This is a genomic window from Bradyrhizobium sp. P5_C12 (assembly GCF_054049735.1).
Genome location: NZ_JBFULU010000038.1, coordinates 43,039 through 64,882, shown reverse-complemented (window position 1 = coordinate 64,882; position 21,844 = coordinate 43,039). Strand labels below are relative to the sequence as shown.

Here is a 21,844-nt window from a genome sequence, read left to right as displayed (position 1 = left end):
AGGCTCCCATGGCAGATGCCTATATCTACGATCACGTCCGCACGCCGCGCGGCCGCGGCAAGGCCGACGGCGCACTGCACGAGGTGACCGCGCTCGCGCTCGCCACCGTGCCGTTGAAGGCGCTGAAGGACCGCAACAATTTGCCGGAAGATTCGGTCGACGACGTCGTGCTCGGCGTGGTCGATCCGGTCGGCGAAGCCGGCTCCGACATCGCGCGTTTCGCGGCGCTCAAGGCGGGCCTCGGCGAAGCCGTGCCCGGCGTGCAGATCAGCCGTTTCTGCGCCTCCGGCCTCGATGCCGTGAATTTTGCCGCAGCCCAGGTCATGAGCGGCCAGCATGAACTCGTGATCGGCGGCGGTGCCGAATCCATGAGCCGCGTCGGCATCGGCGCCTCCGGCGGCGCCTGGCCGATGGATCCCTCGATGGCGGTGCCGGCCTACTTCATGCCGCAGGGCGTCTCGGCTGATTTGATCGCCACCAAATACGGCTTCTCGCGCGATGACGTCGATGCCTACGCGGTGCAGAGCCAGCAGCGCGCGGCCAAGGCCTGGGACGAGGGCCGCTTCAACAAGTCGGTGGTGCCGGTGAAGGACATCAACGGCCTCACCATCCTCGCCAAGGACGAGCACATGCGCCCGTCGACGACGATGCAGTCGCTGGCGCAGCTCCAGCCGTCGTTTACCATGATGGCGCAGATGGGCGGCTTTGACGGCGTCGCCGTGCAGTCGCACCCCGAAATCGAGCGCGTCAATTACGTGCACCACGCCGGCAATTCGTCGGGCATCGTCGACGGCGCAGGCGCCGTGCTGCTCGGCAGCAAGGAGGCCGCCAGCAAGTACGGCCTGAAGCCGCGCGCAAAAATCCGCGCGTTCGCGAACATCGGCTCCGAGCCCGCGATGATGCTGACCGGACCGGTCGACGTGACCGAAAAGCTGTTCGCGCGCTCCGGCATGAAGAAGTCGGACATCGACCTGTTCGAGCTCAACGAGGCCTTCGCCTCCGTCGTGTTGCGCTACATCCAGGCCTTCGACATCGACAACGCCAAGATCAACGTCAACGGCGGCGCGATCGCGCTCGGCCATCCGCTCGGCGCCACCGGCGCGATGATCCTCGGCACCGTGCTCGACGAGCTCGAGCGCACCAACAAGGCGACCGCCCTGGTGACGCTCTGCATCGGCGGCGGCATGGGCACCGCCACCATCATCGAGCGCGTCTAAGGCGAAGGGGAGCAACCAACATGGCTTACAAGAATTTCAAGGTTGAGACCGACACCGACGGCATCGCGCTCGTCACCTGGGACATTCCGGGCCGTTCGATGAACGTGCTCGACGAGACCTCGACCAATGAGCTCGACGCGATCGTCAAGGAAACCACCGCTGACGCCGCGGTGAAGGGCGTCGTCATCACCTCCGCCAAGGAAGCGTTCTGCGCCGGCGCCGACCTGTCCATGCTCGAAGGCATGAACCAGGCCTATGCAAAGGTGTTCAAGGAGCAGGGCGAGACCGCGGCGAACCAGATGCTGTTCGACCAGAGCCGGCGCTTCTCGCTGGTGCTGCGCTCGATCGAAACGTCCGGCAAGCCGTGGGCGGCCGCGATCAACGGCCTCGCGCTCGGCGGCGGCTTCGAGATCACGCTGTGCTGCCACTATCGCGTGGCGGCGGAGAATCCCAAGACGCGGCTCGGCCTGCCCGAGGTCAAGGTCGGCCTGTTCCCCGGCGCCGGCGGCACGCAGCGCGTGCCGCGCCTGGTGCCGCCGCAGGACGCGATGACGATCCTGCTCAAGGGCGATCCGGTCACGGTCGAGAAAGCCAAGGCGCTGAACCTGATCCATGCCATCGTGCCCGCCGCTGATCTCATCAAGGCGGCGAAGGACTGGATCAAGGGCGGCGGCAAGGCCGTCGCGCCCTGGGACGAAAAGGGCTTCAAGCTGCCCGGCGGTCCGGTGTTCTCCAAGGCCGGCATGATGATGTTCCCGGCCGGCAACGCGATCTACCGCCGCGAGACCTACGACAATTATCCGGCCGCGCGCGCCATCATGAGCTGCGTCTATGAAGGCCTCCAGTTGCCGATCGACGCCGCGCTGCGGGTGGAGTCGCGCTACTTCACCTCGGTGCTGCGCTCGAAGGAAGCGGCCGCGATGATCCGCAGCCTGTTCCTGTCGATGCAGGAATTGAACAAGGGCGCGCGTCGTCCGAAGGACGTGCCCGCAACCAAGGTGAAGAAGATCGCCGTGATCGGCGCCGGCTTCATGGGGGCGAGCGTCGGCTACGTCTCCGCGCGTGCCGGCCTCGACGTGGTCCTGATCGACCGCGACCAGGAGAGCGCCGACAAGGGCAAGGCGCATGCGCAGAAGGTGATCGAGGAGCAGATCAAGAAGGGCCGCGCCAAGCCTGCGGATGCCGAAGCTCTGCTCGCGCGCATCACGCCGACCGCGGACTACGCGGCGCTGAAGGACGTCGACCTCGTCATCGAGGCCGTGTTCGAGGACCGCAAGGTCAAGGCGGAGACCTTCGCCAAGGCGCAGGAATATCTGAAGCCGGACGTGATCTTCGCGTCGAACACGTCGACGCTGCCGATCAGTTCGCTTGCGGAAGCCTTCAAGGACCAGGGCAAGTTCGTCGGCATCCACTTCTTCTCGCCGGTCGAGAAGATGATGCTGGTCGAGATCATCAAGGGCAAGAACACCGGCGATGTCGCGCTCGCGACCGCGCTCGACTATGTCCGGCAGATCGGCAAGACGCCGATCGTGGTCAACGACAGCCGCGGCTTCTTCGCCAACCGCTGCGTCGGCCGCTACGTCGCCGAAGGCAACGAGATGTTCCTGGAAGGCGTGCCGCCGGCGATGATCGAGAACTGCGCCAAGATGGCCGGCATGCCGGTCGGCCCGCTCTCGCTGTCGGACGAAGTCGCGCTCGACCTCGGCCTCAAGATCATGAAGGCGACGGAAGCCGACCTCGGCCCGAACGCCATCAACCCCGATCAGAAGAAGCTGATGGTGGAGATGGTCGAGAAGCAGGGCCGCTTGGGGCGCAAGAACAGCAAGGGCTTCTACGACTATCCGGAGAAGGGCAAGGGCCAGAAGAGCCTGTGGCCGGGCCTCTCGGCGCTCCAGCCGAAGCAGCTCGACCCCGATACGCTCGACGTCGAGGAGTTGAAGCAGCGCTTCCTGGTGGTGCAGGCGGTGGAAGCCGCGCGCACGGTCGAGGACCACGTCATCACCGATCCGCGCGAGGCGGATGTCGGCTCGATCCTCGGCTTCGGCTTCGCCCCGTTCACGGGCGGCACGCTGTCCTACATCGACTTCATGGGCACGAAGACATTCGTCGAGCTCTRCCACAAGCTGGAAGCGAAATACGGCTCGCGCTTCACGCCGCCGAAGCTGCTCGAGGAGATGGCGGCGAAGGGCGAAACGTTCTACGGCCGATTCGCGCCGAAGAAGGCGGCGGCCTGATTCGCTTGGCTTCGTAGCCCGGATGGAGCGCAGCGAAATCCGGGACAGTCTCGCCGCATGTAAAGATCCCGGATTGCGCTTCGCTCCATCCGGGCTACGCGAAAACAACAAAGGCCGGATCGTCGATCCGGCCTTTTTGTTTGGGGAGACGTCATCACGGTTGCGTCAGATTTGTTCCCGGGTTGTGGAACCGGTCACAGAATTCGCGTAGGAACCGTGCCAGAGTCCCGCTGCCGCGGTGTCGCGCAATTGTCATAGGCGCGTCAAAGCGGCGCCGTTCTTTTGCTCGGCCCTGGCACTAGTCTTGCTCGGGGTCAGGGCCACGAACCCAGTCGGGACACTTGCCGAGCTATCGGCAGGTTGAAGACGAAATAAGAAAGTATCCTTGATGAACTCTTTGGTGCTGCGGAAGACCGCGCTTGGTCGCGATCTCACCGCTAAATATGCTGTTGAATCCGCAACTGGCCGCCTCTCGCCGCAACGGAAGCCGGCGCGCCTGCGCCGCAAGGGGCCGATGCTTTGGGCCGCTTTGGCGTTACTTGTTCTGGCGGCGGATTTTATGCTGGCTTCCCTCGCCTGGCTCGCCGTCGACTTCGTCGCGGGCTGAGACCCCGCGTGCGTGCAGCAGGTAGGCCGACGCGAAGTAGGCGAGCTGGCAGGCGGCAAGACAGATGGCGATGACGATCACACCAGCCCTCATGCCGAATTCGTAAGCGCGAAGAACGATCGCCGAGAGCACTGCGATCAACGGCGCAATCAATACCAGCGCCCAGATCCTGAAAACATAACCTGTCGCTATTCCCACCAATGCACTTGCGACGATCAGGACGAGGGCAATCGTCAAGTTCAACTCCGATGAAAGTACAAATAATCCTCTAACAATTCCGCCAAGCTCGCGCGCTTTACGGGTAGTGACAAGACAGCACTACTTACATTTGGCGAACAGCAGTTCATAAGTCTAATTATAGGTATGATGATCCGGTGAGATGGGTTCGCGCCCACTCCGCCCCGGGGCAGAATAAAAACGGGCCGGATCGACGATCCGGCCCGTTTTATTTGCGGTCTCCGAACGGCGAGAACGCCCGGCCCGAGACGGCATCGTCGGCAAGGCTCGCTCTCCAGCTGCCTTCGTCGCCGCGGCCGATGCGGACCTCGAAGCGCCAGCCATTCTGATTGGTGAAGGCGATGCCCGTTCCGCCCTTCACTTTGGCGTAGCTGCACGGATATTCGGTCGGCCGGTCCGGAAAGACGATCTTTCCTTCCTTGCTCTCGAATACGGCCGAGGTGATCTGCGGATGGACCATGAAGACGCAGCTGCGCTCCGGCAAGACCGGCGTCGACAAGCCGAGCATCGCGAGCGGCGCGCCGGCGGCAGTCATGAGGACGATCAAGTTCATGGGGCAACTGTCTCGCGGAGATGGTCCTTCGACGCCGCTGCCGATCGACTGGTTCACAATGAAAAGGCCGGATCACCGATCCGGCCTTTCGCGTGGCGATGGCGGCTGCCGCCTTATGCGGCCTGCGCAAGGCCTTCCTTCTTGAGCGCCTCCTGCACCTGCGGCCGCGCCGCGACGCGGGTCTTGTAGGCGCTGAGGTTCGGCATCGCCGAGAGATCGAACTTCATCCGGTCACCCCAGATCAGCATCGTGAACAGATAGCCGTCGGCGACCGTGAACTGCTTGCCCATGAGGTAGTCGCGGCCGGCGAGCTGGCTGTCGATGTATTTCAGCTTGCCCATGACGCGGTCCTTGAAGAACGCCTTGGCCTCGTCGTTGAGCGCCGGCGCGAACAGCGGGCCGAAGCTCTTGTGCACCTCCGAGGTGAGGAAGTTCAGCCACTCCAGGAGCTTGTAGCGCTCGGAACTGCCGTGGGCGGGCGCCAGCGCCTTGGCCGCGGCCTGATCGGCGATCATCTGGACAATGACCGGCCCTTCGGTCACGATCTCGCCGCTGTCCAGGCCCAGCGCGGGGACCTGACCTTTGGGATTCACTTTCAGATAATCGTCGCCATTCTCGAGCTTCTTGGCCCGCAGATCGACCTTGATCAGCTCATAGGGCAGGCCGGCTTCGAGGAGCGCGATGTGGGGGGACAGGGAGCAGGCACCGGGGGCGTAATAGAGTTTCATGGAATTTCCTCCTCGTGACGCTTGGTTGGGGCGAAAGATCACCTACATGCACCTGCATGAAATAGTCAAGATTGATGCAGGTGCATCGAATGGGGTAAGAGACGGGCGACGAGTTTGAGCGGGACCATGAAACGCAAGCCATCGACCGAGGCAACCTCCGCCTGGATCCGCCTGATGCGGGTGCAGAGCCGTGTGCTCGACTGCGTCGAGCAGGACCTGAAGAAGGCCGGCTTCCCGCCGCTGGCATGGTACGACGCGCTGCTCGAATTGTCGCGGGCCCCCTCCGGCGAGCTGCGGCCGGTGGAGCTCGAACGCCAGATGTTGATCCCGCAATATTCCACCTCGCGGCTGATCGACCGCCTGGTCGACGAGGGGCTCGCTTCGCGGCGCGAATGCAAGATCGACAAGCGCGGGCAGTTCGTCGAGATCACTGAAGCCGGCCGCGAGTTGCAGAAGCGGATGTGGGGCGCCTATTCGGCTGCGATCGAGAAATATGTCGGCTCGAAACTGTCCGACGCGGATGCCGTCAAGCTCAGCGGTCTGCTCGACCGCCTGGGCTGCTCGTGCGGCGAGATGAAGCTGCCGCCCGTCGTCAACGTCAACGAAACCTCGCCGTCGCGATGATCGCGCGGCAAACCAGCACGTCCGCGCAACCGGTTGGTTCGCGGACCATCCCTGTCACCCGCGCGCGTTCGATCGAAGCGCTTTTGATTAGAGTTTGATATGGCGCGAGACCAGATCGATATGACGCCGCTGCAATCGCGCGACGAGCTCGTCACGTGGTTCGAGGAAGGCTGCAAGGACCCGTCCGAATTCCGCATGGGCACCGAGCACGAGAAGACGCCGTTCACGCTCGAAGGCCACCATCCCGTGCCGTACGAGGGCGCGCGCGGCATCGGTGCGCTGCTTGAAGGCATGAAGCTCCTGCTCGGCTGGGAGCCGATCATGGAGAAGGGCAACATCATCGGCCTCTACGACGTCACCGGCGGCGGCGCGATTTCGCTCGAGCCCGGCGGACAGTTCGAGCTCTCCGGCGCGCCGGTCGAAAACGTCCACCAGACCCAGAGCGAGCTGATGGCGCATCTGGCGCAGGTGCGCGAGATCGCAACGCCGCTCGGCATCGGTTTCCTCGGCCTCGGCATGACGCCGTCCTGGTCGCGCGCCGACATCCCGGTGATGCCCAAGGGCCGCTACAAGATCATGACCAACTACATGCCGAAGGTCGGCCAGTACGGCCTCGACATGATGTACCGGACCTGCACGGTGCAGACCAATCTCGACTTCTCCTCCGAAGCCGACATGGTCAAGAAGCTGCGCGTCTCGCTCGCGCTGCAGCCGGTCGCGACCGCCTTGTTCGCCAATTCGCCCTTCACCGAAGGCAAGCCGAACGGCTTCCTGTCCTTCCGCTCCGAGATCTGGCGCGACACCGACAATGCGCGCTCCGGCATGATGCCGTGGGCGTTCGAGGACGGCATGGGTTTCGAGCGCTATGTCGACTACGCGCTCGACGTGCCCATGTATTTCGTCAAGCGCGGCGAGGAGTACATCGACGTATCGGGCTCCTCGTTCCGCGCCTTCTTCGACGGCCGCAACAACAATTTGCCCGGCGAGCGCCCGACGCTGTCGGACTGGGCCAACCATCTCTCGACGATTTTTCCCGAGGTGCGGCTGAAGCGTTATCTCGAGATGCGTGGCTCGGACGGCGGCCCGTGGGGCCGGCTGCCGGCGTTGCCGGCGTTCTGGGTCGGGCTGCTCTACGACGATGTCGCACTCGATGCCGCATGGGACATGGTGAAGCACTGGAGCGCGCATGAGCGCCAGTCGCTGCGCGACGACGTGCCGCGTTTCGGGTTCAAGTCGCGGATCAAGGACCGCTATCTCTTCGAGATCGCCAAGGAGTGCCTCGTTCTGGCACATGCCGGCCTGCGCCGGCGCGGCCGGATCGATCAGCTCGGCCGCGACGAGACCCGGCATCTGGAGCCGCTCGATCGCATCATCGATTCCGGCCGGACGCCGGCCGAGGAGATGCTTGAGAAGTACAACGGCTCCTGGAACGGCTCGGTGGAACCGGCCTACGCGGAATACGCGTTCTAGATCGCGAGACCGACGATCAGGATTTGAGCCGTTCATCGCCCATACAGGTTTGCGGCGATCAAATGATCGGCTGAAAAAAACCTGAACGTCGTCAATAACTCGAAAGCTGTTCCGATGGGGAAGGGCCGCCTGCCTGGGGCCGTCATGGCAAGCGTCGTGGCCAAGGTCGCGGCCTGCGTCGTGCTGCTGACGCTCGCGCTTGCGAGCCCGCCTGCGCGCGCCCAGACGGCGTTCGACCGGCCCGGCGGCGACTATTTCAACACGCCGGTCACGTCGGGCGATCCGGAGGATTGCGCGCTGCTGTGCGAGCGCGACCGCCGCTGCCGCTCCTGGAGCTTCAGCTATCCCGACGTCGAGGGCGGCTCGGCGGTGTGCTGGCTCAAGAACACCGTGCCGCCGCGGGTGCCGGAAAGCTGTTGCATTTCCGGTGTGCGCGGCGCCGGCGTGATCGAGCCGCGGATCGAAGGCGTGGAGACGTCGATCGACCGCCCCGGCGGCGATCTGCGCAATTTCGAGCTCAAGGCCGGCGAAGGCGAGGAGGCCTGCAAGGCCGCCTGCACCGCGGACAACAAATGCCGCGCCTTCACCTATGCCCGCCCCGGCTATACCGGCCGTGAGGCACGCTGCTTCCTGAAGAAGGAAATCAAGCCGCCGCGCCGGAAGGCCGGGTTCACGTCGGGCGTGGTGCGGTAGGCAAGGTGCCGTAGGGTGGGTTAGCCGAAGGCGTAACCCACCACTATTTGTCTCCGCGGAAACGAAGGTGGTGGATTACGCTTCGCTAATCCACCCTACGCACCTCATTCCGCCGCAAGCACCGTGATCTCCGGCCACAGCACCTTCCATCGCATCGCTTTCGCCGTGTAGTTCGCCGCGGAAAAATTCAGGCCCGGATTGGGCCGCACGATCAGTCTTTCGACGTCGTCGAATCCGTGCGGCGCGTAGACCTCGTAGTCGTCGCCTGCGCGCTTCACGCCGACTTGCGTGTTCTGCGTCAGGAAGCGGTCGATGCCATCGGTCGCGCGCGTCAGGGCCGGATAGGGCAGGCCGTGCTTGTCGGGATACCACAGGTGCACACGCGCCTGGTTGCGGATCTCGACCTTGACGCCGAGATGCCCGAGCCGCGCCTGCAGCTGGCGGATCACAGCGTCCTCCGCCTCCCATGAGGTATCAGGGTCGAAATAGAACGCGTCATAATCGGCGATGCCGTGATCGACCGCGCGGCCCGTGAGAACGTTCCACGCCGTCTGCGCCAGGCACCCTGCGACCAGCCACGCATCGGGAAGCGCGAGCCGCGCGAGCTCATCGATAATCGTAATGTTGACGGGATTTCTCAGCGCGAGCGCGAGGAATTCGTCGCGGTTCATCGTGAGGTGAGGGACTTCCGGTCAATGCACGGCGGTGAAGAACCGCGCGAGCCGGAAACCGGACAGCCAGGTCCACACCGGCTGGGTGCGCATGCCGAGATCCCAGGAGCCGAGCACGGCATCCGCACGCCCGACCAGATTGTCGATCGGCAACAGGCCGACGCCGCCGGAGCGCAGCGGCACGCGGCTATCGGCGGAATTGTCGCGGTTGTCGCCGAGCACGAAGAGATGGCCGGGCGGCACCGTGACTTCCTGGGTGTTGTCGAGCGGGCCGTTGTCGCGCATCTTGAAGATCAGATGCGACACGCCGTTCGGCAGCGTCTCGACATAGCGATAGGCGGGCTCGCTGCCGCCATTGTCGTCCTCGGCCGCGCCGACGCCATCCGGCTTCAGCTCCGCGGGACGGTCGTTGATGAAGAGCTGGCCCTGCCGCATCTGGATGCGGTCGCCGGGAAGCCCCACGACGCGCTTGACCCATGCCTGCGAACGATCGCCGGGCCAGCGAAACACCACGACGTCGCCTTGCTTCGGCGTCTCCGCGAAGACGCGGCCGCTCTCGGGAAGGTTGATCTGGATCGGCAGCGACGAGGTACCGTAGCCGTAGGGGAATTTCGAGGCGATCAAGGCGTCGCCGATCAACAGCGTCGGCTCCATCGAGCCCGACGGCACATAGAACGGCTCGGCCAGCGCGCCCTTGGCGATGAACACCGCCGCGACGATGCCGGCGAGCTGAACCAGCTGCCCGCCCCAACCGCTGCTCTTCCGCTTGGTGGTGACAGTTACTTTCTCAACGCTCATGCGCCCGTTCCACCCACCGTAATGCGCTCCATCAGCAGCGACGGCTGGCCGACGCCGACCGGCACGCCCTGGCCGTTCTTGCCGCAGGTGCCGATGCCGGTGTCGAGCGCGAGGTCGTTGCCGATCATGCGGATGCGATGCAGGTCGGTCGGACCGTTGCCGATCAGCATGGCACCCTTCAACGGCGCGCCGATCTTGCCGTTCTCGATCTTGTAGGCCTCGGTGCACTGGAACACGTATTTGCCCGAGGTGATGTCGACCTGTCCGCCGCCGAAATTCGCGGCAAAGACGCCGTTCTTCACCGAGGCGAGGATCTCTGCCGGATCGCGGTCGCCCGCGAGCATGTAGGTGTTGGTCATGCGCGGCATCGGCACATGAGCATAGCCCTGGCGGCGGCCGTTGCCGGTCGGCTTCATGTTCATCAGGCGCGCATTCTGGCGGTCCTGCATGTAGCCGACCAGGATGCCGTCCTCGATCAGCACGGTGCGGTTGGTCGGCGTGCCCTCGTCGTCGATCGAGAGCGAGCCGCGCCGTGAGGCGATGGTGCCGTCGTCGACCACGGTGACGCCCTTGGCCGCGACCTGCTGGCCCATCAGGCCGGCGAAGGCAGACGTCTTCTTGCGGTTGAAGTCGCCCTCCAGCCCATGGCCGACCGCTTCATGCAGCATCACGCCGGGCCAGCCGGCACCGAGCACGACGTCCATCTCGCCGGCCGGCGCAGGCACGGATTCCAGATTGACCAGCGCCTCGCGCAGCGCGCCGTCGGCGGCGTCGCGCCAGTTCTTGCTCTCGATGAATTCGGCATAGCCGGCGCGGCCGCCATAGCCCTTGCTGCCGCTCTCCTGCCGGTCGCCCTGTCCGGCGACGACGGAGACGTTGACGCGCACCAGGGGGCGGATATCGCGATAGCTCTCGCCGTCGGGCCGCAGGATCTCGACCACCTGCCAGGTCGCGCCCAGGCTGACGCTGACCTGCCGCACCCGCGGATCCTTGTCGCGCAGATAGGCGTCGATCTCGGCGAGCAGTTTTACTTTGGTCTCGAAGCCCGGGGCGTCGAGCGGGTTGTCGTCGGCATAGAGGCGCACATTGGTATGCGGGGGCGGTGCCGCGAAGCTGCCGGAATAGCCGCCGCGCACGGCGGCGACCGCGTCGGCGGCGCGAATCAGCGCCGGGATCGACACGTCGGAGGAATGCGCATACCCGACGGCATCGTCCTTGACCGCGCGCAAGCCAAAACCCTGCGAGGTGTCGTAGGTCGCCTGCTTCAGCCGACCGTTGTCGAACATCAGCGCTTCGGTCTGGCTGTACTCCAGGAACAATTCGCCGTCGTCGGCGCCGGCGAGCCCGCGCGCGACCTCGTGGCGGACCTGGTCGCGGTCGAGATTGGCGCGGTCGAGCAGGGAGGTCGTGGCAGGGTTTGTCATGCGTCCGTCCATTATCGGGGGATGTGAGGCAAGATAATGGTTTCGGACCGGTTCCGCGAGGGCGCGATGCCTCACATTACGGAAACAATAGGTTCGCCGCGGTCCAGCCGCCCCGCGCCCTACGGCAGCTTGTCGTAGCCCTCGCCCAAGCCGTTCAGGCTGAGCGGGAAGCCGATGCCTTCTTCCGGCGTCTCGAAGATGATGAAGGTGGCGGTCTTGGCGCTGCGGAGCTGGCCGAGCAGCTTGTCGTCCATGACGACCTCGGCGACGCAGCCATTGGGCAGGCAGCGGACGAAGCCGGCGCGGCCGACGTCCTGGTTGTCGAGCTTGAGGCCGAGGCCGGAGGGCAGGAGCACGCCGAGGGGGGCAACCACCCGCATCAGGCGGCTCTTCTGGTCGGCGGTCTTCAGCACGATCACGGTGAGGCCGGCATTGGAGCGGTCTTCCGCCACCACGCTCTGGATCAGGGCGCATTGCTCGGTCTGGGCGCCCGGAGGGGTGTCGCAGCGAATCTGCCAGTCGCCATGGACGGAGCGCACCGCGCCCTGCGCATGGGCAAGGCCCGGGACCGCCAGGAGGAGGGCCGCAGCCAGCAGGCCTGCCAGCACCGTGAGGCCGCTAACCTGCCTTCTAACCTGCCTTGCCATGCATCTCGAAAGCCCCATCGGGGTCGTCCCTCTGCTCGCCTGGATCGCTCGCGCTGGTGGACTGATACAAGAATGACGGCGTCTTGAAGGCGATTCCCAAGCAAATTCCACGCCGCCACGGCCGCCATCGCCGTCACGAATCAGGTTCCTGTGCGGCTATCCGCCAGTGCCTACCGCGGGCAATGCCACTGTCAAGCCGCAGCATCCCGGGAAACGGTATTTTTGTCTGATGTTACATGGAAATATCTTGCGGGTGACGGCAGGCAGACCGGCCCCAAGACTGCATTGCGATAGATCAAGAATTATGGTTTGAGAAGCTTGATTTGGGCGTTCTAGCGATCTGGCCGGAATACCTCTTAGAGGTATTCTTGAATGGCAGTTTGTCAGACGGGCGGATCGAATAAGCGTTTCCCGGAAATAGGGGAATGCACTTGGGGTGATTTCGTTAGGGGAGCGCGAACGGCATGAGGATGTCGATGGGTCGGGTGGGCCGGCATTTGCTGGGATTGGCCACCGTCGCCTTGGTAGCGGCTGGCATGACGCTGGCGACGGGCGGCGTGGCATTGGCCGAGCTTGGGCAACCGGCGCCGTGGGAGTGGACGCTTCAGCAATCCGGCTCCCCGGTGATGGACAACATCGTCTGGTTCCACAATTTCCTGTTCGTGCTGATTACCGTGATCACGCTGTTCGTCCTGGCGCTGCTCGTGGTCGTGGTCGTGAAGTTCAACGCGAAGGCCAATCCGGTGCCGTCGCGGACCACCCACAACACGCTGATCGAGGTGGCGTGGACGCTGGTTCCGGTGCTGATCCTGGTCGGCATCGCGGTGCCGTCGTTTCGGCTGCTGTTTCTCGAGCTCGACGTGCCGAAGGCGGACCTGACCATCAAGGCCACCGGCAAGCAGTGGTACTGGTCCTACGCCTATCCGGACAACGGCAAGTTCGAGTTCGACTCGCTGATGGCGCAGGACAAGCAGCCCCGGCTGCTCGGCGTCGACAACGAGATGGTGGTGCCCGTCAACAAGGTGGTTCGCGTCCAGGTCACCGGCGCCGACGTCATCCACGCCTTCGCGCTGCCGGCTTTCGGCGTCAAGATCGACGCCATTCCGGGGCGGCTGAACGAGACCTGGTTCAAGGCCACCAAGACCGGCATGTTCTACGGCCAGTGCTCGGAGCTCTGCGGCAAGGACCACGCCTTCATGCCGATCGCGATTCGCGTCGTGGAGGACAAGGAGTTCGCCTCCTGGGTTGAAACGGCGAAGAAGAAATATGCGAGCGGCGGCACCAGCACTTTCGCCTCCGCGGTCGGCCCGGCGCAGTAAGCGCCGGGTGACGGCTCAAGGGGACTGAAAGCGACATAAAGGGCGGGACCTCCAAAGGTCCAAATGGGACGCAAGGCAGGATTTGAAAATGGCAACGAGCGCAGCGGCACACGGCGATCACGCCCAAGACCACGGACATGACGAGCACGCCCATCCGACCGGATGGCGGCGCTACGTCTATTCGACCAACCACAAGGACATCGGCACGATGTACCTGATCTTCGCGGTCATCGCCGGCGTCATCGGTGCCGCGATGTCGGTCGCGATCCGTGCCGAGCTGATGTATCCGGGCGTGCAGATCTTCCACGAGACGCACACCTACAATGTGTTCGTGACCTCTCACGGCCTGATCATGATCTTCTTCATGGTCATGCCCGCGATGATCGGCGGCTTCGGCAACTGGTTCGTGCCGCTGATGATCGGCGCGCCGGACATGGCGTTCCCGCGCATGAACAACATCTCGTTCTGGCTGCTGCCGGCCTCCTTCGCGCTGCTCCTGATGTCGACCTTCGTCGAGGGTGAGCCGGGCGCCAACGGCGTCGGCGCCGGCTGGACCATGTACGTGCCGCTGTCGAGCTCCGGCCATCCGGGCCCGGCCGTCGACTTCGCGATCCTGTCGCTGCATCTGGCGGGCGCTTCGTCGATCCTCGGCGCCATCAACTTCATCACCACGATCTTCAACATGCGCGCGCCGGGCATGACCCTGCACAAGATGCCGCTGTTCGTGTGGTCGATCCTGGTGACGGTGTTCCTGCTGCTGCTGTCGCTGCCGGTGCTCGCCGGCGCGATCACCATGCTGCTCACCGACCGCAATTTCGGCACGACGTTCTTCGCGCCCGACGGCGGCGGCGATCCCGTGCTGTTCCAGCATCTGTTCTGGTTCTTCGGTCACCCCGAAGTGTACATCCTGATCCTGCCSGCCTTCGGCATGGTCAGCCAGATCGTCTCGACCTTCTCGCGCAAGCCCGTGTTCGGCTATCTCGGCATGGCCTACGCCATGGTCGCGATCGGCGGCATCGGCTTCGTGGTCTGGGCGCACCACATGTACACGGTCGGCATGTCGTCGGCGACGCAGGCCTATTTCGTCGCCGCCACGATGGTGATCGCGGTTCCGACCGGCGTGAAGATCTTCTCGTGGATCGCCACCATGTGGGGCGGCTCGATCGAGTTCCGCGCGCCGATGATCTGGGCGATCGGCTTCATCTTCCTGTTCACCGTCGGCGGCGTCACCGGCGTCGTGCTGGCGAACGCCGGCGTCGACCGCGTGCTTCAGGAGACCTACTACGTCGTCGCGCACTTCCACTATGTGCTGTCGCTCGGTGCGGTGTTCGGGATCTTCGCCGGCTGGTACTACTGGTTCCCGAAGATGTCGGGCTATATGTACAATGAAGGGCTGGCGAAGCTGCACTTCTGGGTCACCTTCATCGGCGTCAATCTGGTGTTCTTCCCGCAGCACTTCCTTGGGCTGTCGGGCATGCCGCGACGCTATGTCGACTATCCCGATGCATTTGCCGGCTGGAACCTGATCTCGTCGCTCGGCTCCTACATCTCCGGCTTCGGCGTGCTGATCTTCCTCTACTGCGTGTTCGACGCCTTCATGAAAAAGGTCCCCGCGGGCGCCAATCCGTGGGGTGCGGGCGCGACCACGCTGGAATGGACGCTGCCTTCGCCGCCGCCTTTCCACCAGTTCGAAGTGCTGCCGCGCGTGCAGTGAGCCAACTCCCGCGGCGTCCGTGACGGGCGCCGCGGCTCTACAACAAAGCGAGTCAAATTAAGTGTCCGTCCTCGACCACAACGCCGTCGATCTCAATCCCCGCATCTCCGAAGCGGAGGTTGGCGACTACATCGCGCTCCTGAAGCCGCGGGTGATGTCGCTGGTGATCTTCACCGCGCTGGTCGGAATGGCGATGGCGCCCGGGCATTTCCACCCGGTGCTGGCCATCACCTCGCTGCTCTGCATTGCCGTCGGTGCCGGCGCCTCCGGTGCGCTCAACATGGCGCTCGAAGGCGATATCGACGCAAAGATGTCGCGCACGGCGAACCGGCCGATTCCGCGTGGCCGCATCACCCGGCCCGAGGCGATGACCTTCGGCATGACGCTCGCCTTCTTCTCGGTGATGACGCTCGGCATCCTCGTCAACTGGATCGCCGGCGCGCTGCTCGCCTTCACCATCTTCTTCTACGTCGTGATCTACACGCTTCTGCTGAAGCGCTGGACCGCGCAGAACATCGTGATCGGCGGCGCCGCCGGCGCGCTGCCGCCGGTGGTGGCGTGGGCGTCGGTGACCGGCACGGTCGACGTCGAGCCGCTGCTGCTGTTCGCCATCATCTTCTTCTGGACCCCGCCGCACTTCTGGGCGCTCGCGCTGTTCCGCTCCGACGACTACGCCCGCGCCGGCATTCCGATGCTGCCCAACGTCGCCGGTCCCGACGCGACGCGCCTGCAGATCCTGCTCTACACCATCGTGCTGATCGCGGTGGCCGCAGCCCCCTGGGCGCTCGGCTATTTCGACGCCATCTACGGTATCGTGTCGCTGATCCTCGGCGCCGGCATGCTGGTGCTCGCCATCAACGTCTATATGCGCCGCGAGCGCAGCGAATCGCTGCGCGCAACCCGCAAGCTGTTTGCCTTCTCCATCCTTTATCTGTTCGCGCTGTTTGCGACCCTGCTGGCCGAGGTCGTGTTCCGGGCGCTTGCCCCGATGGTAGGGGGCGCATGATCGCGGGGATGGCCGACAAACCTGAGCCAGATGGAATCGTCCTCACCGAGGCTCAGAAGAGGAGCCGCCGTCAGCGCTCGATTGCGATCGCACTCGCGCTCGGCGTGCTCGTCCTGCTGTTCTTCGCCGTCACCATGGTCAAGGGACCGGCCGTGCTAGTTCGGCCGATGTAGGGAAGATGGATCGAGAGCCCACCATATCGCGAGATCAGGACCACAGGGGCCGTGTCAGGGGCCTTGGCCGCGACGTGCTGGTCGCCTCGATCTGCGGCGCCGTGGTCGCGCTGATGGTCGGCGCCTCCTACGCGGCGGTGCCGTTCTACAACTGGTTCTGCCGCGCCACCGGCTTCAACGGCACCACCCAGGTCGCGACCTCCGCGCCAGCGACCGGGCCGATCGCGCGAAAGATCTCGGTGCGCTTCGATTCCAACGTCGCGCCCGGCCTGCCCTGGAAGTTCGAGCCGGAGCAGAACGAGATCGAGGTCAATATCGGCCAGGTCACCACCGTCTTTTACACCGTGACCAACCAGGCCGCGCGCACCACCGCAGGGCAGGCCGCCTACAACGTCGCGCCGCTGACGGTCGGCTCCTATTTCCAGAAGATCAACTGCTTCTGCTTCACCGAGCAGACCATGGCGCCGGGCGAGAAGCGGGAGATGCCGGTGGTGTTCTACGTCGATCCGTCGATCGCCGACGATCACGAGAACGACGGGCTGAGCACCATCACGCTGTCCTACACGTTCTATCCGGTGCGCGATCCGGTGGTGAAGCCGCTCGCGGCCAGCGCGGATGACAAACGCAAGGGAAATCTCTGATCGCCGGGCTCACGCCGCGGGGGGTTGGAACAAGGGGATAAGTGCCGGACAGGCACGGGATTGAGGAGAGAGACGGCAATGGCTACGGCGCATACCAAGCATCACGACTATCACCTGGTCGATCCCTCTCCGTGGCCGGTGGTCGGCTCGATTTCGGCCTTCATCATGGCGGTCGGCGCGATCACCTGGATGCACCACATGATCTCGGCCGCGCCGATCATCTTCGGCGTCGGCACCGTCGGCGTGATCTACACCATGGCGAGCTGGTGGGCCGATGTGATCAGGGAAGCCCAGTACAAGGGCGACCACACCCGCGTGGTGCAGCTGCATCACCGCTACGGCATGATCCTGTTCATCGCCTCCGAGGTGATGTTCTTCGTCGCCTGGTTCTGGGCCTATTTCAACGCGGCGCTGTTCCCGGCCGACGCCGTCCACGCCACCCGCGATGCGGTGTTCGGCTGCGGCCTCGGCACCCAGGCCGGCGCGTGCAGCGTGCCGGGCACCTGGCCGCCGCACGGCATCGAGACCTTCGATCCCTGGCATCTGCCGCTCCTGAACACGCTGATCCTGCTCACCTCCGGCACCACGGTGACCTGGGCGCATCACGCGCTGCTCGAGGGCGACCGCAAGGGTCTGAAATACGGGCTGATCCTGACCGTGATCCTGGGCGCGCTCTTCACCTGCGTGCAGGCCTATGAGTACAGCCACGCGGCGTTCTCGTTCGCCGGCAACGTCTACGGTGCGACCTTCTTCATGGCGACCGGCTTCCATGGCTTCCATGTGCTGGTCGGCACCATCTTCCTGATCGTGTGCCTGGCGCGCGCCTATGCCGGCCACTTCACGCCGACGCAGCACCTCGGCTTCGAGTTCGCCGCCTGGTACTGGCACTTCGTCGACGTGGTGTGGCTGTTCCTGTTCCTCGCCATCTATGTCTGGGGACACGGCGCCGAGAGCATGGCCCACGGCGCGCACTGAGCAGCGACGATTCGATCGGCAGAGGGCGGCCGCAGGGCCGCCCTTTTTGCTGGCCGGCCATCAGAGGGTTTCGGCAGAAACTGTGCTAGACTCCGCCATCATGAACGAGACCGCCGGTACATCCGAGCCCGCAACGACCGTCCTGCAAAGCGCGCTGCGCGGGCTCGCCTGCAAATGCCCGCGCTGCGGCCAGGGCAAGCTCTATGCGGGCTTCCTGACGCTTGCTCCGGCCTGCGAGCATTGCGGGCTCGACTACGCCTTCATCGATTCCGGCGACGGGCCGGCGATCTTCATCATCATGCTGGCCGGCGCGATCGTGGTCGGCTGCGCGCTCGTGGTCGAGGTCAAGTACCAGCCGCCGTTCTGGCTGCATGCGGTGCTCTGGTTTCCGTTGATTCTCGCCACCACGCTGTTGCCGCTGCGGGCCATGAAGTCGCTGCTGATCGCGCTGCAATTCCACCACAAGGCGGCGCCGGGCCGGTTGGTCGACCGCGCGAAATGAACGAGACCGCGCGCAAGCCTCGCGTGGCCGGCTTCGCGCTGTTCACGCTGCTCCTGATCGCGGTCTTCGTCGCGCTCGGCGCCTGGCAATTGCAGCGACGCCTCGCCAAGCACGAATTGATCGCGGCCCTCACCGAGCGTCTTGCCGACGCGCCGGTCGTGCTGCCGCCGCCGGCGCAATGGGCCGCGCTGAATGCCGCGCACGACGAATTCCGCCGCGTCAGCTTCAGCGCGACGTATGCCCCGATGCCGGATGCGATGGTGTATTCCCCCGGCTCCGCGGTCCGCAAGGATGCCTCGGGCCCGGGCACCTGGGCGTTCCTGCCCGCGCGCCTTGCGAGCGGCGAGATGGTCGTGATCGATGCCGGATTCGTCGAGAACACGATGCAGGATCGCAGCGTCGAGGATCGCGCGGTGAAGAAGCTCGTCACCGGCGCACCGGTCGCGCTCACCGGCTATCTGCGCTTCCCCGAGGCGCCGGGCTGGCTGACGCCGGCCGAGAACCGCGACAAGCGGCTGTGGTTCGCGCGCGATCATCTGGCGATCGCCGGCGCGCTCGGCTGGGGCGCGGTCGCGCCGTTCTACATCGACCTGGAGCGGCCGGTGCCCGAGAACGGCATTCCCCGACCGGGGCCGCTCGACGTGCATCTGAAGGACGATCACCTGCAATACGCCATCACCTGGTTCACGCTCGCAGGCGCCGTGCTGGTCGCCTTCGGCGTCTGGGTGAGGGGACGGCGGCCGGGTTGAATTTGCCCGTAGGTTTCCGGAGGGAGCCCGGAATCGTCCGGGCTTTATTATTCAGCGCACATTCACGAGTGTGGTCCTGAGCCGCTTCGAATTTTTCCGCGGCAGACAGGGTTGCGGCGTGAGCGACTTCGATCAGATGGGAATTGTCGTCGACTGGGTGGATGCCTGCCGGAAGGGCGACCTTGCGACGCTGCTCGACCTCTATGCGGACGACGCGCAGGTCGAATGCACATGCAACGGCACGCGGAGCTATCGCGGACGACGCGAGCTCGAGACCTATTGGGGCCCGCGGCTCAGCACGTTCTCGTCGGCAGGGTTTGGCCTGGAGGAGATCAATCCCGAACCGCACGGCATCGATCTCGAATATTCCGTCGCAGGCTCACTGCGCATCCGCGCCTCGTTTCGCTTCAGCCCGGAGGGCAAGATCGACAGCACGCTGTGCGGGCCTGCGCGGCAGAGCTCGCACGATTGTGGCGCGTGCTAGCTAGCCCGATGCCGGCGCGTCTCGCGTCGGTCCGAGCGGCAGGCGGCAGCGTACATAGGTTCGTTGGTCCGCGCGCAGGAGTGACAACGATCCGCTGAGCGCGCGCACGCGTTCATGCATGCCGGTCAGGCCGCGGCCGAACACATTGTCGGCGGGAAAGCCGCCGCCGTCGTCGGAGATCTCGATGACGAGTGCGTCGCCGGCCATGGCTGCCTGCACCTCGACATTGCTCGCGCCGGCGTGGCGCAACACGTTGGTCAGCGCTTCCTGGATCACGCGATAGACGGTCTGTGCCAGCGGTCCGTCGACGCGGTTGAGAGCCGGATTGATCGCCGCCGTCAGGCCGACATGCGGCGCCTGCTTGCGAAAGTTCTGGAGCAGCGTCCCTATGCTGGTCTCCAACCCCAATTCCTCGATGTAGAGCGGCCGCAGCCGGTCGAGGATGCGGCGGTTGGTCTGTTGCAGCGCCTCGACCGATTGCAGCACCCCCTGCGCTGAATTGCCGGGATTTCCTGCCGCGGGAGAGGCCTCGACCAGGGCGATCGTGCCGGCGCGGATGCTGAACAGCAGCGGGCCGAGTTCATCGTGCAGCTCGCGGGCGAGATCGCGCCGCTCGTCGTCCTGGAGCGACACCAGGCGGTGCATCAGGTCGCGATTGTCCCGGCTCAATTGCGCGAGCGTTGCGGCCAGCGCATTGGCCTCCTCGCAGCTTTTCCGGATCTCCGGCGGTCCCCCGACCGGGATCGGCCTGGCATAATCGCCGCGCCGAAGCCGCGTCAGGCCGTCGGCGAGATCTTGCAGGGGACGCAGCGCCGAGCCGGCGACGACGTGGGCGATGGTCCCCGTGAGCACCGTCAGCACGGCGACGAGGCTGGTCAACGCGAGAAAGCCGATCCATTTCTCGAACAGGTCGGCCGACAGATCAGGCTGGAACACGATATCGCCGACACGCCTGCCCTCGATCACCACCGGCGACGCGGCGCCCATGTCCGGAATCGTGAGGAGGTTGATGAACCATTGTGGCACACCATGCAGGTTGCGCCGGCCGTCCCGCGAGGACGGCGCGGGACTTGCTTCCTCGGACAGGAACTGGATATCGGGGGAGGTATCCAGGGAACGGACGAAAGCCTCGAGCGTCTGCCGCGGATTGTCAGAGACACGCAGGGTGTTGTTGAGAGCGGCGGCCACGGTTCTGGTCGCGCGGCGGCCGGGTTCGTTCTCGTCGGCCAATTGTCCCGTTGCAAAGCCCTGGAGCAGCACGCCGCCCATGATCAGCGCAGCCATGAAACTCACGCCGAGCGGAAGAAACAGTTGCGTCCTGAACGAGAGTCGTTGCCACATTAGGTCAATTCTAACGCGCATCGGCGGGATTTTCTCTTTCCATTTGTTCCCGCCGGTCTATGAGTCGAAAAACAAGAGAGCGCGCGATGCAAGATACTGCCAAGCCGGCGACCAGGGTCCTGATCGTCGACGACCATCCCGTGGTGCTGTCCGGTTGCCGCACGCTGTTCGCGTCCGACCATTCGATCCGCATCGACGAGGCGACCGACGCCAAATCCGGGCATCGCGCCTATATCAGCAAGCGGCCCGACGTCACCGTGATCGACATCAGCCTGCCTGACGTCTCCGGCTTCGAGCTGATGCGGCGGATCCGCAAGGACGATCCCGACGCCAAGATCATCATGTTCAGCATGAACGACGATCCGGCCTTCGTGGTGCGGGCGGTCGAGCTGGGGGCGCAGGGCTACGTCTCCAAGGGCGACGATCCCAGGATCCTGCTGAAAGCGGTGCGCAAGGTGGTCGCGGGCGACAATTTCATCTCGCCGCAGCTCGCGGAGGCCGTGACGTTTTCGGGCGCCGCGATCAAGGCCAATCCGGCCTCGCAGATGACACCGCGGGAGCTCGAGATTCTCCGCCTGCTCGGACGCGGCGACAAGATCGTCGAGGTCGCCGAGGCGCTCGGCATCTCCTACAAGACGGTCGCCAACACGACGTCCCTGCTCAAGCAGAAGCTCGGCGCCAAGAACCATTCCGACCTGATCCGGATCGCCGTGGAAATCGGGATGAATTGACCCGTCAGCGACCGAACCGGCTGCTCCAGGATGCAGCCGGTTCGGCCGGCGGACCGGTGCCGCCATGCGGCCGGGCAATGTGTGGCCGACAGCGGACGCCTTCCGCCGACACAATGGAGCCGAGCGGCGTTCGTTCCTGGCCCGCTGCGACAAATCAGGAAAGAACGGCAATGTCCTGCAATGATCTGCATGCGGCAGCCATTTGCGGCCATGACGCCTCGGGAAAAATAGGAACATTTGCGCGGCGTCCACCGTTTTGGCTCTTGACGGCACGATGACAGGCGACGAAAGCTTGCGCGAGCTATT

At 64.8% G+C, this 21,844-nt stretch carries 23 protein-coding genes; 15 read left to right on the top strand and 8 right to left on the bottom strand.

Annotated elements, in window-relative coordinates; translation table 11 throughout:
- The first annotated feature begins 8 nt into the window (after window positions 1–8).
- Together ACXJMY_RS27905 and ACXJMY_RS27900 are read left to right on the top strand one after the other, a co-directional pair.
- Window positions 9–1,217: an acetyl-CoA C-acetyltransferase gene (locus ACXJMY_RS27905; RefSeq protein WP_456622559.1), complete on the top strand. Its 1,209-nt coding sequence runs from the start codon at window positions 9–11 to the stop codon at window positions 1,215–1,217.
- Window positions 1,218–1,237: 20 nt separating this feature from the next.
- A complete protein-coding gene (locus ACXJMY_RS27900) occupies window positions 1,238–3,451 on the top strand; it encodes an FAD-dependent oxidoreductase (protein ID WP_456622558.1) in 2,214 nt (737 codons plus the stop codon).
- Between the two features lie 535 nt (window positions 3,452–3,986).
- Here ACXJMY_RS27900 and ACXJMY_RS27895 read toward each other — a convergent pair.
- The 3 genes from ACXJMY_RS27895 to gstA all read right to left on the bottom strand — a co-directional run bounded on the left by ACXJMY_RS27895 (window position 3,987) and on the right by gstA (window position 5,576).
- Window positions 3,987–4,295: a hypothetical protein gene (locus ACXJMY_RS27895; protein ID WP_456622557.1), complete on the bottom strand. Its 309-nt coding sequence runs from the start codon at window positions 4,293–4,295 to the stop codon at window positions 3,987–3,989.
- A gap of 208 nt (window positions 4,296–4,503) precedes the next feature.
- Complete coding sequence (locus tag ACXJMY_RS27890; protein ID WP_456622556.1) at window positions 4,504–4,848, bottom strand: hypothetical protein; 345 nt, start codon at window positions 4,846–4,848, stop codon at window positions 4,504–4,506.
- 113 nt (window positions 4,849–4,961) lie between these two features.
- The gene (gene gstA / locus ACXJMY_RS27885; RefSeq protein ID WP_456622555.1) at window positions 4,962–5,576 is read right to left on the bottom strand and encodes a glutathione transferase GstA; all 615 of its coding nucleotides are present in this window, start codon (window positions 5,574–5,576) and stop codon (window positions 4,962–4,964) included.
- A 126-nt stretch (window positions 5,577–5,702) separates the two neighbouring features.
- Between gstA and ACXJMY_RS27880 the strand changes: the two genes are divergently transcribed.
- The 3 genes from ACXJMY_RS27880 (at window position 5,703) to ACXJMY_RS27870 (ending at window position 8,363) form a co-directional block, all read left to right on the top strand.
- A complete protein-coding gene (locus tag ACXJMY_RS27880) occupies window positions 5,703–6,200 on the top strand; it encodes a MarR family winged helix-turn-helix transcriptional regulator (RefSeq protein WP_027533069.1) in 498 nt (165 codons plus the stop codon).
- A gap of 99 nt (window positions 6,201–6,299) precedes the next feature.
- Window positions 6,300–7,670 (top strand): glutamate--cysteine ligase, encoded by a 1,371-nt coding sequence (locus ACXJMY_RS27875; protein WP_456622554.1) that lies wholly within the window; start codon window positions 6,300–6,302, stop codon window positions 7,668–7,670.
- A 114-nt stretch (window positions 7,671–7,784) separates the two neighbouring features.
- Window positions 7,785–8,363 carry a PAN domain-containing protein gene (locus ACXJMY_RS27870; RefSeq protein ID WP_456622553.1) on the top strand — a complete coding sequence of 193 codons (579 nt, stop codon included), beginning with the start codon at window positions 7,785–7,787 and terminating at the stop codon, window positions 8,361–8,363.
- Between the two features lie 104 nt (window positions 8,364–8,467).
- Here ACXJMY_RS27870 and ACXJMY_RS27865 read toward each other — a convergent pair whose 3' ends face one another.
- The 4 genes from ACXJMY_RS27865 to ACXJMY_RS27850 form a co-directional block, all read right to left on the bottom strand.
- Window positions 8,468–9,034 carry a nucleotidyltransferase family protein gene (locus ACXJMY_RS27865; RefSeq protein ID WP_456622552.1) on the bottom strand — a complete coding sequence of 189 codons (567 nt, stop codon included), beginning with the start codon at window positions 9,032–9,034 and terminating at the stop codon, window positions 8,468–8,470.
- A 21-nt stretch (window positions 9,035–9,055) separates the two neighbouring features.
- Window positions 9,056–9,832 carry a signal peptidase I gene (gene lepB / locus ACXJMY_RS27860; RefSeq protein WP_456622551.1) on the bottom strand — a complete coding sequence of 259 codons (777 nt, stop codon included), beginning with the start codon at window positions 9,830–9,832 and terminating at the stop codon, window positions 9,056–9,058.
- Window positions 9,829–11,256, bottom strand: coding sequence for a metalloprotease TldD (tldD, locus tag ACXJMY_RS27855; protein ID WP_456622550.1), 1,428 nt, complete (start codon window positions 11,254–11,256; stop codon window positions 9,829–9,831). Before tldD ends, lepB begins: the two co-directional genes overlap by 4 nt.
- 119 nt (window positions 11,257–11,375) lie before the next feature.
- Complete coding sequence (locus ACXJMY_RS27850; protein WP_456622549.1) at window positions 11,376–11,921, bottom strand: invasion associated locus B family protein; 546 nt, start codon at window positions 11,919–11,921, stop codon at window positions 11,376–11,378.
- Window positions 11,922–12,367: 446 nt separating this feature from the next.
- Between ACXJMY_RS27850 and coxB the strand changes: the two genes are divergently transcribed.
- The 9 genes from coxB to ACXJMY_RS27805 all read left to right on the top strand — a co-directional run bounded on the left by coxB (window position 12,368) and on the right by ACXJMY_RS27805 (window position 19,466).
- A complete protein-coding gene (gene coxB / locus ACXJMY_RS27845) occupies window positions 12,368–13,222 on the top strand; it encodes a cytochrome c oxidase subunit II (RefSeq protein WP_456622548.1) in 855 nt (284 codons plus the stop codon).
- Between the two features lie 88 nt (window positions 13,223–13,310).
- Window positions 13,311–14,936: a cytochrome c oxidase subunit I gene (gene ctaD / locus ACXJMY_RS27840; RefSeq protein ID WP_456622547.1), complete on the top strand. Its 1,626-nt coding sequence runs from the start codon at window positions 13,311–13,313 to the stop codon at window positions 14,934–14,936.
- Between the two features lie 61 nt (window positions 14,937–14,997).
- Window positions 14,998–15,942: a heme o synthase gene (locus tag ACXJMY_RS27835; protein WP_456622546.1), complete on the top strand. Its 945-nt coding sequence runs from the start codon at window positions 14,998–15,000 to the stop codon at window positions 15,940–15,942.
- Window positions 15,939–16,115 (top strand): CoxF protein, encoded by a 177-nt coding sequence (locus tag ACXJMY_RS27830; RefSeq protein ID WP_456622545.1) that lies wholly within the window; start codon window positions 15,939–15,941, stop codon window positions 16,113–16,115. Before ACXJMY_RS27835 ends, ACXJMY_RS27830 begins: the two co-directional genes overlap by 4 nt.
- A 5-nt stretch (window positions 16,116–16,120) precedes the next feature.
- Entirely contained in the window at window positions 16,121–16,756 is a 636-nt protein-coding gene (locus ACXJMY_RS27825; RefSeq protein WP_456622544.1) for a cytochrome c oxidase assembly protein, read from the top strand.
- A gap of 78 nt (window positions 16,757–16,834) precedes the next feature.
- Window positions 16,835–17,731, top strand: coding sequence for a cytochrome c oxidase subunit 3 (locus ACXJMY_RS27820; RefSeq protein ID WP_456622543.1), 897 nt, complete (start codon window positions 16,835–16,837; stop codon window positions 17,729–17,731).
- Window positions 17,732–17,831: 100 nt separating this feature from the next.
- Window positions 17,832–18,233, top strand: a complete 402-nt coding sequence (locus tag ACXJMY_RS27815; protein WP_456622542.1) for a DUF983 domain-containing protein — start codon at window positions 17,832–17,834, stop codon at window positions 18,231–18,233.
- Entirely contained in the window at window positions 18,230–18,982 is a 753-nt protein-coding gene (locus ACXJMY_RS27810; RefSeq protein ID WP_456622541.1) for an SURF1 family protein, read from the top strand. The genes ACXJMY_RS27815 and ACXJMY_RS27810 overlap by 4 nt, the downstream gene beginning before the upstream one ends.
- Window positions 18,983–19,100: 118 nt before the next feature.
- Complete coding sequence (locus tag ACXJMY_RS27805; protein WP_456622540.1) at window positions 19,101–19,466, top strand: nuclear transport factor 2 family protein; 366 nt, start codon at window positions 19,101–19,103, stop codon at window positions 19,464–19,466.
- Here the strand turns inward: ACXJMY_RS27805 and ACXJMY_RS27800 are convergent, their stop codons facing one another.
- Window positions 19,467–20,807, bottom strand: a complete 1,341-nt coding sequence (locus tag ACXJMY_RS27800) for an ATP-binding protein (protein ID WP_456622539.1) — start codon at window positions 20,805–20,807, stop codon at window positions 19,467–19,469.
- Window positions 20,808–20,893: 86 nt separating this feature from the next.
- On the opposite strand from ACXJMY_RS27800, the gene ACXJMY_RS27795 reads away from it, so the two are divergent.
- On the top strand, window positions 20,894–21,538 hold the full coding sequence (locus tag ACXJMY_RS27795; RefSeq protein ID WP_008139927.1) for a response regulator transcription factor: 645 nt from the start codon (window positions 20,894–20,896) through the stop codon (window positions 21,536–21,538).
- Window positions 21,539–21,844 lie beyond the last annotated feature (306 nt).